The organism is Ruegeria sp. CE9 (assembly GCF_056537425.1).
Map to the genome: position 1 here is coordinate 12,828 of NZ_JBQFRO010000012.1, position 16,041 is coordinate 28,868.

Here is a 16,041-nt window from a genome sequence, read left to right on the forward strand (position 1 = left end):
TGTTTAGCAGGAGGAAGACTTCGTCTTTGAAGTGAAGGTCCAGAACAAAAGCTAACAGCGGTACCGCAATACTTAGCCAAATGACTGATCTGGACCGAATTTGGCTAATTGTCGAAAGCCAAAAGAATGACACTAGTTTCGCACGCCGAAAACTGCTCAAAATTATCGAAGCAGTTGAAAGCTAAATTCTGATTCAGGCCATAGTCTTCAATTCTTGGCGTGGTGCGTTAATCAGCTCTGTGCGAGATTACATTGTCGAACCTTCTACTTGATCCTCACTTCCTTATCTTTGGGGTAGACTAACGCAAAAGCGTAGCGTCATCGCAATCTCCATCTGGATATCACTTACTTTCTTGTTAGTGTGCTGCCAGTACAGGCATTTATCTGCAGTCATTGCGCCCAACGTTTTTGCCGGAGTTGCCCTTTGATTATTCCATTTCATGTGCGCGAGATGCTGCGACGTATTAAGATGCGATACGATGTTGATCGCACGCCAAAACAAATGGCTCCAAGCGATGAAGTGTTTTCGCCTTTACGCCCGTCTCGCAAGGCTGATGGCACGACAGTCGCACGCTTCTGGGGTCAGTTGAAACCGAAGGCAAGCGATGCAGATCAAGCATTGATCGCGGACAATGCAACCATCGAAGCAGCTGAGGTTTACAGCGCCAATATTGAAAACTTCATAGGTACCGTCAAAGTGCCAGTTGGGATCGTTGGACCGCTGCGTTTGAACGGAATGAACGCCAACGGAGATTATTTTGTGCCGCTCGCAACGACCGAGGCAGCGCTTGTTGCTTCCTATGCGCGAGGGGCCTATGCGGCTGGTCGATCCGGCGGTGTAAGTACAGCCGTCCTGTACGAAGGTGTGTTGCGTACGCCAGCCTTTGTGTTCGAAAGCCTATTACAGGCGGGTCAATTTGTGGATTGGGTAGTCAGCAATGTTGACGATCTCCAGTCGGCAGCTGAAGTCACAACGCGGCATGGCAAACTTGTCTCTCTGGAACCTTTTATCGATACGAACATTGTTTTTCTGATCTGTCGTTACACAACGGGTGATGCGGCTGGTCAGAACATGGTGACAATTGCAACGGATGCGCTGTGCCAGGCCATTGCCGCAGAGTGTCCAGTTCCAATTGATAATTGGTACATCGAAGGAAACTTTTCGGGTGACAAAAAAGCTTCTGCTCTGGGCATGGTGACCGGTCGCGGGCGCAAGGTGAGTGCGTCAGTTACTTTGCCTGCGGATATTGTCGAAAAGACGCTTGGTACTACGGTGGATGCGATGTTGGCGTATGGGCGCGTTGCCAATCTTGGTTCGCACCTGTCAGGTCAGCTTGGGGCCCAGGCCCACTATGCCAATGGTCTTGCAGCCTTTTACATCGCGACCGGGCAGGACGCGGCCTGTGTCGCCGAAAGCGCGATGGGGGTGACACGGATGGAACCCAGAGGAGACGATCTTTTCTGCTCGGTAACGCTGCCAAATGTTCTTGTTGGATCGGTGGGTGGCGGCACCGGCTTACCCAGCCAATCTGCGGCGTTGAATATTTTAGGGCTGAAGGGCGCGGGCCACGGGACAGCATTAGCCGAAGTCGCCGCAGCCGTCTGCTTGTGCGGAGAAATTTCGATTGTCGCTGCGATCGCCGCGGGGCATTTCACGCGGGCGCATGAAAGCCTGGCACGTCAAAGATGACCTTTTTGAACCGCGTATGGATTTATCAATCTGAACGCTTTCCACTTAAGAAAACTGTACCACTTTTGCTGGTGTTTTCAGCGGCAAGTATCTGCGTCTCAGCGCGGCTTGCTGATCGCCCGTTGCCCGAATGGCCCGCTTTTGTGGTTGGTTTTGTGTTGGCAATGGCGCTGTTTTTCCAGATGCGGGTTTGCGACGAATTCAAGGATGCCGAAGACGACCGCCGCTACCGGCCGGAGCGCCCTGTTCCAAGTGGGCTGATATCCCCGGCAGAGCTTCTAACCCTTGGCCTACTGACTGTGCCGATCGCAGCAGCAGCTGCATGGTTATGGTACCTGCCGGTTTTGTGGTTTCTTTTATTGGTTTGGGTTTGGCTGGCAGCGATGACAGTCGAGTTTGGCGTTCCTATCTGGCTAAAGGCGCGACCAGTTCTGTATCTGATCAGCCATATGTCGATCATGCCGTTGATCGACTTACTGCTGACAAGCATCGAATGGCTTCCGGCTGGTGCCGCTGCATCAAATCTGTGGTTGTTTCTGGCACTGTCTTTCGTCAATGGCTGCGTTCTTGAGATCGGACGCAAATTATGGGCGCCTGAGAACGAAATTGACGGGGTAGACACTTATTCGCGCCATTGGGGGTATCGCCGTGCCGCCATCGTCTGGCTGTCCTGTGTCGTGTTATCTTTCGTGTTTCTGGTGGCTACAGGGTTTGCGTGTGGCGTTGGCTGGTTAACCGTCGTGGTCGGCGCCGCTGCGTTTGCACCCTGTTGTTTAATTGCCCGTAGCTACGTGAAGGCGCCAACGCCCAAGGCGCAAGGCAGAATGGATACAATCGCAGGGCTTTGGGTCTTTTTTTGCTATGCCACAGCAGGTTTTTTACCGTTTCTGGTCGGAGGCTTTAGATGACCTTTATCGTCAATCAATCCGATGCAACTGACCCGACATTGGTCGGTGGGAAAGCGGCTGCGCTGGCACGTCTTGCGCGTCACGGTTTCAATCCACCTGCGTTTTTTGTCATCACTGATGCTGCATTCCGCGCGGGCAAGTCAGGGCCTGTCGCGGCAAATGAACTGAGTGTGGCGCTTGCTGCCGCATTGGATGCGCTGGGTCCAGGGCCCTATGCGGTGCGCAGTTCCGGTCGGGCGGAAGATGGTGCCGATCACAGCCATGCTGGGCAGTTCGATACGGTCCTGAATGTCACTGGCAGTAAGGTCTTGCAGGCCGCTAAGCGGGTCTGGCAATCAGGTTTTTCGGATACACTTGAAGCTTATCGCTCGGTCACTTCCGGGGGCGAGGCAGAAGCCCCCGCGATCATTGTGCAGTGTATGATTGATGCAACGACGGCCGGTGTTGCTTTCTCGGCCGATCCGGTGACCGGGCAACGAAATACCGCAGTTGTGTCTGCCGTCAAAGGGTTAGGCAATGCCCTCGTGGCAGGTGAGGTTGATGGTGAGGATTGGACCATTGATCAAACCGATCACGTAGCGTGCTCCCAATCCGAGGCTCAAGTTCTGACACCCGATCAAGCGCTTCAGGTCGCGAAGTTGGCACGCAAAGCGGAAGAGGCTTTTGGCATCCCACAAGACATTGAATGGGCATTCGATGCCGCGCTGGGACTGCACATTCTGCAGGCGCGACCGATTACGACCCCGCTGCAACCCAAAGCGGTGCCGGATGATGCGCTAACCATTTTTGACAATTCAAACATCGTTGAAAGTTACCCCGGCATGGTCAGTCCGCTGACCTACTCCTTTGCCCTGCACGTATATTCTCGCGTCTATCGGGCATTTGTTCGGCTTTTGGGCGTATCAGATAAAACCATCGCGCAGAACTCAACCATCTTCGACAATTTCCTCGGGCGCATTGATGGGCGCGTCTATTACAATCTGGTCAACTGGTACCGAGCGCTGGCGCTGCTGCCGGGGTTCTCGCTAAATCGCGACTATATGGAGACAATGATGGGTGTGTCCGAGCCCATGCCGCGTGAAATCACGGATGGGATCGGGCCTGCTCCTGCCAAAGGTGCGCGCAAGATATTGGAATACGCAAAACTGGCTTTGGTTGCGGGTAGCTTGACCTGGCAGGCCGTGTGTTTGCCTCGAACCCGGCGCAACTTTTATGCAAGGCTGAACGAGGTTCTGGATCGTGATCTCGACATAGAATCAGCGAATGCGACTGAGTTGGCCGCCGAGTATCGCCATATCGAAAGCGCCCTGTTGGATCGTTGGGACGCGCCGCTTGTAAATGATTTCCTCTGCATGATCGCATTTGGTGCCTCGCGCAACCTGTTGCACAAGTGGTTGGGTGAAGAAGGGCTGTTGCTGCATAACGATGTTATGATTGGTCAGGGCGATATTGTCTCAGCTGAACCGGCGCAGCGAATTGCGCACATGGCTCACTTGGTCCGCGAGGCTGGAATTACTGGTCAACTGAGCGCGGAATGTCGGGTTGAAACCCTTGCCCCCTTTCCGCAAATCGAGGCTGAGGTTCGCTCCTATTTAGACAAATTCGGGGATCGATGCACAGAGGAGTTGAAACTGGAGAGCATTCCGCTGCGCGATGATCCCACCAGTCTGTTGATGGCCGTTGCAGCCAGTGCCGCCCGTCCTGAAGGTAAACGACACATCGGCACTGAACCTGAATGGAAAACCCTGTTTCCCGCCAATCCGCTGAAACGTCGCCTATCCAAATGGATCGTGGGCTGGGCCAAGGCCCGTGTACGTGACCGAGAAAACCTGCGATTCGAACGCACTCGAATCTTTGGTCACGCCCGGCGTGTCTTTCTGGGGATCGGTAGGGAGTTTTCAGCCAGGGGGCTGCTCAATAAACCCCGCGACGTGTTTTATCTGACGACCCATGAAGTCTTGGGAGCCGTCGAAGGGTTCAGCCTTTCGCCTGATCTGAAAGCTATAGTTGCGCAACGACAACATGAAGATGTCGCTGCGTCCCAGCGTCCGGACCCACCAGAGCGGATTGAGGTCAGGGGCCCGGCCATCGCTCCGATCTGGGTGGATAACGAAGAGGTCAACAGCGATCCGGAACGTGTGAAAACCGGCACCGGCTGTTCGGCCGGACACGTGACCGCTCGGGCGCGTGTGATCAGCGATCCGCGTACTGAGGCATTGCGGCCTGGCGACATCCTTGTGGCGCGTCACACCGATCCGGGTTGGATCGCAGTGTTTTCGAATGCTGCGGCCATAGTCGTGGAGCGGGGGTCGTTGTTGTCACATTCCGCAATTGTGGCGCGTGAGTTGGGCATTCCATGCGTTGTCGGTCTGAAAGGGGCTACGCATTGGATTAAGGATGGCGAAACCCTTTCGGTTGATGGTGCAAACGGCAAAGTGGAACGATGCGATGGCGCATAGCGAAATCGCAAGCAAGGCAGATTTCGACTACATCCGATATGCGCAGCTGTGGGAGGATGCGGACGTTCTGACCGACGCGCTGTGCGATTGTGCAGGCGGTACACTGGTATCCATTTGTTCTGCAGGGGACAATGCACTGGCTATGCTGACGCTGGACCCTGCGAAGGTTGTGGTTGTCGACCTGTCACCGGCGCAGATTGCCTGCCTAAAGCTAAGGATCGGCGCATTCCAAAGCCTGACGCACCCCGAGTTTCTGGAACTGACAGGATCGCGGCCCAGCAAGAGGCGAACAGAGCTGCTGACGAGGGCTTTGAAGGCCACTGATCCTGAAACAAGCGCCTTCTGGGCCGGTCTTGCCCCAGATGTGGAGCGGTACGGGATAGGCGGGGTCGGCAAGTTCGAGCGGTACTTCCGCATCTTCCGTACCAGGCTTTTGCCGTTTGTACATTCCAGACGTACGATTGATGACGTCTTTGCGTCCCGGTCGCCGGATGCGCGCGAGGTTTTCTTCGATACGCGCTTCAATACCTTCAGATGGCGGCTGTTACTGAGTGTATTCTTTTCCCGCTTTGTGATGGGACGCATGGGGCGCGACAAGGCGTTCTTCGATCACGTTGAAGGTAGCCCCGCTCAGCACGTGGCTCGTCGTATTCGCCACGCGGGCGTTGATACTGATCCGTCGCAAAACCCTTATTTGCACTGGATCCTAAAAGGTACGCATGGTGACGCGCTGCCGATGGCCTGGCGGCCCGAAAACTATGAAACCATTCGCGCCCGCCTTGATCGTCTCGATATCAGGCCCGGATCATTAGAGGCTTTTGTGTCGACCGGTGAAAGAGCAAACGGATTCAACCTATCCGACATTTTCGAATACATGTCGCCCGATGTGTTTGAGCAGGTCTACGGATCAATTTTGTCAGCTGCCGCGCCAAAGGCGCGTCTAGTTTATTGGAACATGATGGCACCGCGCCGCGTGCCCGCTTCATTTGCGGGCGAAGTCGAAACACGTCGCGCGATTGAGGATCAGCTAAAAGCGCGCGACATGGCCTTTTTCTACTCGGACTTTGTCGTCGAAGAGGTGCTGGCGTGAGTGTTCTGGCTCAGATCCTGCTGGCCTTGGTGTCTATTCTGGCCCTGTTGGGATTGATGGCAATTGTCCGACGGCTGGCGCAAAAGGTTGGCTTGAACGCTGAAGTACAACGTAAACTGATGCATGTTGGAACCGGTTTGTTCACGCTGGTTCTGCCGTGGATTTTCCCGGATCGATGGCCGGTCTATATGCTGATCGGAGTAACCATGATCGTTATGATGATTTTGCGTTTACCCCGTTTCTCAAAAGGTCTGGGCGCAGCGTTGCACGGCGTCGAGCGCACCTCATACGGTGATTTCTTGTTGGCGCTTTCCGTGGGACTTTGTTTTTTGCTGGCCGGGGAAAACACTCTGTACTACGTGCTTCCGATCGCCGTTTTGACCCTGGCGGATGCTGCTGCTGCGCTTGCCGGTACGACATACGGAACCAAGCGCTACGTGGTTGAAGACGGTGACAAGAGCCTTGAAGGGTCAGTCGTGTTCTTTGTCGTAACGCTGTTGGTCTCGATCATCTGCTTTTTGTTTTTGTCGAAACTCCCGCCGTCCAACATCATGATGCTGTCCCTCATGGTTGCGGCCTTTGGCACATTGGTCGAGGCACAAAGCTGGCGGGGCTTTGACAATCTGTTCCTGCCGCTAGGCTTGTTGGTTTTTCTGAAAGCCCATTACTACAGCTCGTTGGCAGAGCTGGCGGTGCTGACCATTTTGTTCTTTGCTGCCCTGGTCAGTTTCGGCGTGGTGGGAACAAAGCTGGGCCTGACTAAACATACGACCCGTGTCTATGTTGTTGCGGTATTTCTGCTGCTCGCCGCAGCAAAATTACAGAACACGGTACTGCCAATCATGGTTCTTGCCGCGCACGGTTGGGCGCGAACCGCTTCTCCTTGCGACAGTAAGTATCCAGATCTGGATGTCGTCGCCGCCTTGGGGCTTTTGGGGTTTGGTTGGCTTGCGGCGGGAAATGCAACGGGATGGGATGCGATATCCTTTTTTGGGCTCAGTGCGATGGGGTTGGCCATGGGGCTTGTTGCTGTAGCATTGCGTACCATTCCGATTGCAATACCGATTGCTGCTGCAGTTTTGTTCCTTACTCGAGCCTGGGCCGTATCCCTGAATTCTGAACACTCAAATTGGGCCGAGCCCTTGACCACGCTCTCGCTTGTATCACTCGCGATCATGGCGATTGTGCCTTTGTTGCTTCCGCAACTGCTCCAAAAGAACCGTGTTTCGAAGCTCACGCTTTTGGCCCTAATCCCCCCGCTGGCCTATTACATCTGGTCCACAGCAGGGTTTTTTGGCGACGAGATTATCGCTGGAGCTGTATCATGACGAAAGAAAGCATTCAGACCGACGGTGCTAAACTGTGTGTTTATCTGCAGGGACCGGATTGGGATGGCGTACCCGCTGCTACAATCGGCGATTTTTCATGCCAGAGCCATGAGGCTGGTTTAGAGGCTCTGCAAATGGCTATTGGGCGTGTCCGGCACACCGGGGTTGATCGGATCATTGGACCGATGTCGGGCGATACGTGGCACAGCTATAGGTTTGTATCCGACAGCGACGGTTCAGCTCCGTTTTTGATGGAGCCGACGAACAAGCCCCATGAGCCCGACGTGTTTGAGGCAGCGGGATTTACCACCATCAGCAAGTATTTCTCGGCACGTGTGTCATTGGAACAAACGGCCCAGTCTACTCCTGCCGCAACCGACGCATTTGATGTCGAACCCTGGGACGGAACCAACCCAGAAGAGTTGTTCCGGCAGGTTCATCAACTATCTGTTGAGGCGTTCGCCCGAAACGCCTTTTATAAACCCATTTCTGAGCGCGATTTTCTCGCAATGTACATGCCTGTTGTTCCGATGTTGAAGCGCGAGCTTATCTTCTTTGCCCGTCGGCCGGATGGCTCATTGGCGGGCTTTCTGTTTGGCATTCCGAACTATGCAGAAGGCCCAAATCCGACAACGGCAATCCTGAAGACTTATGCAAGCCTTGAACGTGGCGCAGGTCGCCATTTGGCCAGTCATTTCCACAAGTCTGCCCTGAAACTTGGTTTTGGAACTGCCATCCATGCGTTGATCCATGATGATAACCAATCCGCTGACCGCAGTGTCGTTGAAGGGGCCAAGATATTCCGGCGGTACAGCCTGTTGGGGCTGCGGTTGGATGGCTAACCTGCTGGACCATTTTGCCGCCGCTGTCGATCGACACCCAGACCGGACGGCCATTATTGAAGGCAGTGGCCGTGAGATCACCTTTCGTAAGCTTCAGAAACGCGCGCGACAACTGGCCAACGTGTGGAGGCGTAAGGGCGTCGACCCCGGCGATCGCGTTCTGCTGGCGATGCCAGTCAGCGCTGATCTCTATGCCAGTCTTGCTGCCTTATGGTCATTGGGGGCAACGGTGGTTTTGCCTGAACCGGCGATGGGGCTTGCGGGATTGCGCCACGCAGCGAGAGCGACCCGACCCAAGGCTTTTTGCGCGTCTGGTTACTTTGCTTTGCTCAAATTCGTTGTGCCGGAGCTATTGAAACTGCGCCTTTTGCGGCCAAGCAACGCCAGCAAGTACCCCGGGGTTGTGGTTGTTCAAGACAGTGACACGGCGCTCATTTCATTTACATCGGGAACCACAGGCCGGGCTAAGGCCATCCCCCGAAGCCATGCGTTTCTGATGGCTCAACACGATGCGATTGCGCCGCTTCTTGACAGCGATGCCGTCGAACGGGATCTGGTCGCATTCCCCGTGTTTACGCTGATCAACCTTGCAGCTGGGCGTACGACTGTTCTGCCAAACTGGAATATGAGCAATCTGGATCGAGTATCCCCCGAGCAGTTATCGAGCTTGATATCGAAGCAGCAAGTTACGCGGCTATTGATCCCTCCGTCTTTGTGCGAAAAGCTTGCTCAGTGTAATGATACGGGCCCTTTGCACACAGTTTTCACTGGCGGGGGGCCGGTGTTCCCAGATCTGATCGAGAGGCTTCTCGCCAAAACCCGACTGGACGTAGTCTGCGTATATGGGTCGACCGAGGCAGAACCGATTACGCATCTTGATGTGCGTGACATCACTGAAACAGATCTACGTGAAATGGAGACGGGTAAGGGGCTTCTCGTCGGTCGTCCGGTTTCGCAGATCGAGCTCCGAATTCGGGATGATGAAGTTCAGGTGGCGGGCAATCACGTGAACGATGGCTATCTTGACCCCACCCACGCCGAGGAAAACAAAATCAAGGAAGACACCAAAATCTGGCATCGAACCGGCGACGCGGGCCAGTTGGACGGTCAGGGACGATTGTGGCTGTTAGGTAGGCTAGGGAGCGACGTGACAACCTCGACTGGTCGCATCTTTCCTTTTGCAATCGAAATAGCTGCCAGGCGATGGCCGAGCGTGACGAACAGCGCACTTATGAACCTCGACGGAAGTCCCGCTTTGTGCATCGAAGGTGACAAGGATCAGCTTTCAAACTGGGGTAATCTAGCGCAGAAGATAGGTGTTGCCAAAGTGATCCATGTGAAAAAAATACCAATGGACAAGCGACACAGATCCAAAACTGACCGGGCAAAGCTCGCCCATATCTTAGGTTACTAGTCGACGATATATTTCCTTCAAGGTTTCGACAAATAACTCCAGTCGAGCTAAGTTTTGTCATTGCGGGCTACCAAAAACATATTGCCAATCGTTATGTTCTTTCAAACCATTCCGAGCCACCAGATCACCGATCTCAGAAAAGGCCGTTTAGCCACTTGCGCCCGGCATCACGAGATCCATCAGGTAAAGCCCACAGGTTTCATCGGGCATCATTTATCGTGCCGCCGGCACTATTGGCATGCGGGCTTCCCCTGGGGCTGTTGAAATCAGAACCATGGATGGTAAACCCGGTTTGCTCGCCAGACTACTGGTCAGCATGTCACGAATATGCAGGCTTTAGATTACCTTTCGCCGGAACTGGAACGCATGACGCAAACTCGTACGATACCTTTGGAAGACGCTGTCCAATTGGGTGTGTCGCATTTCAATAAAGGCGACTATCAAGCATCAGGAACCATTTTTTCCAACATCGTTCAAAAGGTTCCTGCGCACGCGCTTTCCCACCAGATGCTTGGGCTGATCGCCTTTCGTTCTGGCAAGAGAGAAGAAGCGGTACGGGCGATGGCGGAAGCCGTTCGCCTTCAGCCAGCTGACGCGGGTTTCCTCGCGAATTACACCGAGATATTGCGCTCTGCAGGGGCGGTCAATGAGGCCGTCGAAGCCGGGAAAAAGGCGGTCACTATTGCTCCGGACAGCGCTATTGCGCAGTCCAATCTCGGCCTTGCATATTATGATCAGGGCAATTTGGACGAGGCTGAAGCATCGCAATCCCGTGCTCTGGCTTCGGATCCGAAATTCGACCGCGCGCTCAACAATCTGGGCAGTATCGCAAGGGATCGCGGGGATCGAGAGAAGGCGGCCGAATTCTATCAACAAGCCTTGGATATCGCGCCTGGGTCGGCTGAAACCATCAACAATCTGCTTTCGGTTCTCATCGAGGACGAAAGACTGAAGGACGCGCGCGCATTCGCCGAGGCGCAGCTCAGACAATTGCCGCGAGACCCAGAACTTCACCGAAACTTCGGGCGCATATTCCTGTTGGAAGGCGATTTGGACAAGGCCGAGAGCGCCTTTCGCAATTCAATCGCTTTGGATCGAAACAAAGCTGACAGCTACACCGGTCTGTCGCAGGTATTGTTTGAAAAGAACCACCCCAAGCTTGCCCTGGTTGAGGCCGAGCAGGCGGTACGCCTTGATCCAGACTCCGCTTCGGCCATTCACCAGCTTGCTATAGCGACGGCACATCTTGGCGATACCGACCGTGCAGTCGCTTACTATCACAAGGCACTTGAGCTGAAGCCAGACATGGTGGCAAGCCGATTGGCGCTTGGGCACCTTGAACTGGAACAGGGAAACTCTGAAAGCGCGCGCGCACATTTTGAGATCGCCGCTGAAATGGACGGCGACAAACTGAGCGCCCTTATTGCCCTTTCCAAACTGGAAAAGGCAACGCCTGACGGTGAGGTGTTCACAGCGCTGCAGCAGAAAATCCCGTCAGCAGCTGAGATGCTGCCCCAAAAAGCCGTCGCGTTTCATTTTGCGATAGGGGAATGCTTCGAGCAATTGAAAGACTTCGATAAAGCGTTTCAGCACTTCGATACAGGTGCAGGACTAAAGCGGCAGTTGATCAAATACGATCCCGATGAACTGGATCGTCTGACGGACTCACTAATCGACACCTTTGGTACCCAGACAATCAGTCGTCTCCGAAGATGCTCGAACGATAGCAGCTGTCCGGTGTTCGTGGTTGGTATGCCCCGATCTGGGACAACCATGACCGAGTCCATTCTGAACGCGCATCCCAGCGTTTTTGGAGCCGGTGAACTCAACGATCTCCAATTCCAATTTGGTTTGGTCGGAGACCAGCAGACAGATGTGCCCGACGCGCTCGCAAGGTTGTCAGATGCTGAGCTGAAACGGCGTGCGGAGAATTACGTTGATGTTCTGAAGCAACACGCCCCCGAAGCCGCATATGTCGTCGATAAGATGCCCGCAAACTTCCAGCTGGTGGGCCTGATTCACAGTATCTTACCAAACGCCAAGATTATCCACGTTGCCCGCAACCCCTTTGATACCTGCCTGTCCTGCTACACCAGATTGTTCGAACGCAGCCAGTTGCACAGCTATGACCTTGTCGAACTCGGACGTTATTTCAACAATTACGTCCGCATCATGAACCACTGGCAGCGTATCTTGCCGTCAGATGCTTTTCTGACTGTGCATTATGAAAACCTTGTCGATGACCTTGAACACGAAGCACGGCGGATCATTGCACATTGCGGGCTGGACTGGGATGACGCCTGCCTGGACTTTCACAAGTCAAAGCGCCGCGTGCGTACCGCAAGTGTACAGCAGGTGCGAAAGCCATTGTACAACTCGTCAAAAGCGAAATGGCGCAATTACGAAACGCAGCTACAGCCCCTGATCGATACGATTGGCGACAACGCTATCCGGTTCTGAACATAGGGTTACGGACGAAAATGGCCGGTCGACTGACCGGCCATTCTTGCTGCGACTAATATGGCTTGTTGTCCAGTTAGAACCGCCACTCATATGACGCCCAGACCGCCTGGGTCGTCACATCGGCACCTGCAGTTGAACGGGCCTCAAGATTTAAGGTGCCGCCGTGGTCAAACGCTTTTTGGTAGCCCAAACCTATCTCGCCAAAGGTCTCGCTGCCAATGCCGCCGGACGCCAAAGCAAGCGTGTTGCCAAAGATCGTCACATCAAACGTAGACGGGGTTTCCGAGTCGCGGTGCACCGCCGCAAGCGAAGCTGAGAATGTTCCACCCGCAACTGAGGTCGAATAGATTCCGCCCAAACGTGTTTCGTTAAATGTGACGTCTCGCTCGCCGACCGTTGCGTTGGCGGATGAACCGGTTTCGGTATAGCCGTCCAGATCTTGCCGACCGTACAGGAAGCTCGCCCGAGGCGTAAGTACAGCGCCGTTTTGCAATGAGAAATCCCGCTGAGCCGCAACCAATGCCGTGATCATGTCGCTGGAATAGTCAGCGCTTGCATCCGAGCCGTCAACGGCGCGCGTTTCATCGTGATCAAGATGGCCATAGCCCAGCCCGAAACTCAGATCCGCGAAGCCGAAGTTTTGGGCGACCAGCCCGCTGAGATACACACCCGATGTATCGAAAGATGTCGTACCGAAGGTCCCATCATTTTCCAGGTAACTGACCCCGATACCATATCGCAAACCTGTACCCAGATCGCGGGTGACGCCGGCACTGACGCTCCACATATTTGATGACAGCGCGGGCGCATCTGATCTCGCATCTGCGTCACTTCGGCTTCCGCTGATCAGGAAATAGGGGCGGTAACCTTCGATCGGGCCGCTTCCACTTGTGCTGAGCACCGTTTGTTCATTGCTACCGCCCAGATTAGGGGCTCCTTGCACCTGATTGGCAAGGTCATAGGACAAGCCTGCGATCTCGAAGGATTGGCTCAGGTTCGGGCGGGCGTCCTCGGTGTCAAAGGACGCATAGACCGGCGCTGATCCGCCTTCGCCCTCTACGAACCAACCTTGGGTTGGTGCTGTGACGCGAGTGCTAAAAGTACCTTGCGAGGTATCATCGTCTTGAAAGCGATAGACCTCTCGACCACCCACGTTGATCAGATTGACATCGTGATCGCTGACCCTGAGCTTTCCTTCGATCGAAGCCGTGGTCTCGACGTTCAGCGTGCCGCCTCCGTCACCCAGAAACACGGCATAGCTTTCGCCCGACGACGTTGCCGAGATATCGCCGGTGATGTTGACCGTACCTTGCGCCTCTTCGACGTATATGCCGTAGGCTTCTGCAATGTCGCCATCAGCCGATGCATTGATCTCACCGCTATGGGTAATCACGCCGTCCATTGACAGCTGATCAGCATAAATCCCGTAGGCGTAGGCCTCTCTCTCCCCGGACACAGAAACATCGATATCACCGCGGTTCTCCAAGGTGCCATCAATGTCATTGGCTGATATCCCTAACGTCGCTGTCTCAAAAACAGATTGCGTCGTCGCGCTGACAGTTATTGAGCCACTGTTCACGAACGAGCCCCCGGTCTCGATATCGCTTGGTTCGATGCCCACGGCCTCCGCTCGCGATGCGTTGTTCGCACCTAGCGAAACCAAGATATCGCCCGTGTTATGATAACTGCCCTCAACGTCAGAAATATCGATCCCGTAAGCGAAAGCGCCCCACAGGTTTTGCGCAGTCACATCGACTTGGATCGCACCGGTGTTGTTGAATGAACCGGAGGTCGAGATGTCGCCCAAATCCAGACCAAAAGCCTCGGCGACAAATCCGTCCTGAGTTTGCAGTGTCACTTCTATGTCGCCGGTGTTTGAGAACGCTCCGTCGACATCGTCTCCGTCGATACCATTTGCTGAGGTTATGAATGATCCATTGGATTCAACTGAAACAGATAAAGTCCCTGAATTCGAGAAGGATCCTTCGTCTTCAAGCGTGCCCATGTCGATCCCGGCACCATAGGCTGACGAAGAGTTGCTAATTGCACTGACTTGAATAGCGCCCGAATTGGTGACGCTGCCGCTAATGTCGTCGATTTCAAGTCCGGCCGCATTGGCCGAGGAACTACCAATCGCCTCGACTGTGATTGTGGCCGAGTTCTGGAAGACTCCGGAAACTTCGCCTGTCTCGATGCCATCTGCATAAGCAAACTCACCATCAGCGATAACCTGGATCGAACCAGAATTGGAGACCTGCCCGGTAATGTCGCTCAGGTCGATACCGTTGGCATGCGCGGATGATCCGGCATCAGCCCGAACCTCGATACTTCCGCTGTTTACGAGAGTGCCCGAGACATCGCGCAGATTGATGCCCTCGGCGAATGCGCTGGTTCCATCTGCACTCACGGAAATCGTGCCCGAGTTTGTTAACACCCCGGAAACATTGCTGCCATTGATCGCGGCTGCCGTAGCCGAAGTTGTTGCATTGGCCGAAATCGTCAGGTTACCGCTGTTTCGCAATTGGCCGGAAATGTTGCCAACGCTTATTGCATCACCATTTGCTTGGGTCGCGTTGTTAATGCTGACACCTATCGCTCCGCTGTTTTGAAGGCTTCCAGAAATGGTGTTCGCCGAAATGCCTTCGATACGTGCGTCAGACCCGTTAGCACTGATGGCGATTGTGCCGCTATTGGTCACGGACCCCGAAATGGTAGACAGGCGCAACCCGTCTGCCTCTATGCTGGATCCCTGCACATTTATTCGGATCGTTCCGGAATTTGTAAGGCTGCCTGATACATCCCGTGTTTCGATCCCGTAAGCAGTTGCGTGGCTTGATGCGGATATAGTGAGGTCCAGCGTGCCCGAGTTGTTCAACGAACCTGCAATGCTTCCGGCGACAATTCCGTAAGCTTCACCACTGGATGCGTTAACAGCACTTGCAACGATATCTCCGGTGTTTGTGAGGCTCCCACTTATGTCGTCAACCACAATACCGAAAGCGTCAGCACTGGCGCTTGTGTCGACGTTGATGTCAATGGTACCCGAATTCGAGATTGCTCCGACCACGTTGCCGGCCAGAACACCCGTAGCTGTTCCGAAAGTCAAAGCCGAGTTTGCAATGTCGATTGTCCCGGTGTTTTGCAGCGTACCGTTAACGTCGCCTTGGACATCGACACCTCTCAAATCGGCCGAGTCACCAATCGCGGCACCCATTGTGATTGTGCCTGAGTTCAGAACCGAACCGGACAGGTCTCCGTTTATGTCAATCGCTGCGCGGGTTCTGTTGATCCCTTCTGGTGACGACAATAGCCCAGCATTGGTAAGGTTGCTGGTATAGTCCGGCACATTTACGACGACCAATCCCGATCCGGGCAGCGGGTCTACTACGATCGACCCCGTACTGGTGATCGTATGGTCTTCGTCCACTGCGCTGACTAAAGGAGTAGTCCGTGCGGTCGAGATGACTTCGGCGCTGCCGTTTCCTGCGGTAAGCGCCACCAGGGAGACCGTGCCCAGGAAAAACGATGGCGCGATACTTGCCACTTTACCTTTAAATTTCGTCAAACGACCACTGCGCGCAACCGCGCGTTTACTTTGCCCAGTCAGCATAAAACCCCGCCTCAACCAGCTATGTTTCCATTCCCCGTGCCCTCGGTTTGCTCCGAAGTACACTCACGTAACGCTTCCCTTTTAGGCACGCGTTCGAAAATGGTTAAAGGGTTAATAGAGGCAGGAATAAGGCTGAATCAGCACTTTAGAACTTTGGTTTATGCCTTATTTTATTAGGCTTTATGCCATTTTGAGACTTGAGGCTCGATTTCGGGCCTGTTGACTTCCCAAGCGTAC

9 protein-coding genes are annotated in these 16,041 nt (G+C 54.3%); 8 read left to right on the plus strand and 1 reads right to left on the minus strand.

Annotated elements, in window-relative coordinates:
• Positions 1-424: 424 nt before the first annotated feature.
• From ACR0B3_RS19055 to ACR0B3_RS19090, 8 genes are all read left to right on the plus strand, one after another.
• On the plus strand, positions 425-1,690 hold the full coding sequence (locus ACR0B3_RS19055; protein ID WP_480810431.1) for a hydroxymethylglutaryl-CoA reductase: 1,266 nt from the start codon (positions 425-427) through the stop codon (positions 1,688-1,690).
• On the plus strand, positions 1,687-2,598 hold the full coding sequence (locus ACR0B3_RS19060; RefSeq protein ID WP_480810432.1) for a UbiA family prenyltransferase: 912 nt from the start codon (positions 1,687-1,689) through the stop codon (positions 2,596-2,598). Before ACR0B3_RS19055 ends, ACR0B3_RS19060 begins: the two co-directional genes overlap by 4 nt.
• Entirely contained in the window at positions 2,595-5,057 is a 2,463-nt protein-coding gene (locus tag ACR0B3_RS19065; protein ID WP_480810433.1) for a PEP/pyruvate-binding domain-containing protein, read from the plus strand. Before ACR0B3_RS19060 ends, ACR0B3_RS19065 begins: the two co-directional genes overlap by 4 nt.
• Entirely contained in the window at positions 4,996-6,147 is a 1,152-nt protein-coding gene (locus ACR0B3_RS19070) for a BtaA family protein (RefSeq protein ID WP_480810434.1), read from the plus strand. The genes ACR0B3_RS19065 and ACR0B3_RS19070 overlap by 62 nt, the downstream gene beginning before the upstream one ends.
• A complete protein-coding gene (locus ACR0B3_RS19075; RefSeq protein ID WP_480810435.1) occupies positions 6,144-7,475 on the plus strand; it encodes a hypothetical protein in 1,332 nt (443 codons plus the stop codon). The genes ACR0B3_RS19070 and ACR0B3_RS19075 overlap by 4 nt, the downstream gene beginning before the upstream one ends.
• Positions 7,472-8,317 carry a hypothetical protein gene (locus ACR0B3_RS19080; RefSeq protein WP_480810436.1) on the plus strand — a complete coding sequence of 282 codons (846 nt, stop codon included), beginning with the start codon at positions 7,472-7,474 and terminating at the stop codon, positions 8,315-8,317. Before ACR0B3_RS19075 ends, ACR0B3_RS19080 begins: the two co-directional genes overlap by 4 nt.
• Positions 8,310-9,731 carry an AMP-binding protein gene (locus ACR0B3_RS19085; RefSeq protein ID WP_480810437.1) on the plus strand — a complete coding sequence of 474 codons (1,422 nt, stop codon included), beginning with the start codon at positions 8,310-8,312 and terminating at the stop codon, positions 9,729-9,731. Before ACR0B3_RS19080 ends, ACR0B3_RS19085 begins: the two co-directional genes overlap by 8 nt.
• 366 nt (positions 9,732-10,097) lie before the next feature.
• Positions 10,098-12,191 carry a sulfotransferase gene (locus tag ACR0B3_RS19090; RefSeq protein WP_480810438.1) on the plus strand — a complete coding sequence of 698 codons (2,094 nt, stop codon included), beginning with the start codon at positions 10,098-10,100 and terminating at the stop codon, positions 12,189-12,191.
• A 76-nt stretch (positions 12,192-12,267) separates the two neighbouring features.
• Here ACR0B3_RS19090 and ACR0B3_RS19095 read toward each other — a convergent pair whose 3' ends face one another.
• Positions 12,268-15,693: an autotransporter domain-containing protein gene (locus tag ACR0B3_RS19095; RefSeq protein ID WP_480810439.1), complete on the minus strand. Its 3,426-nt coding sequence runs from the start codon at positions 15,691-15,693 to the stop codon at positions 12,268-12,270.
• Positions 15,694-16,041 lie beyond the last annotated feature (348 nt).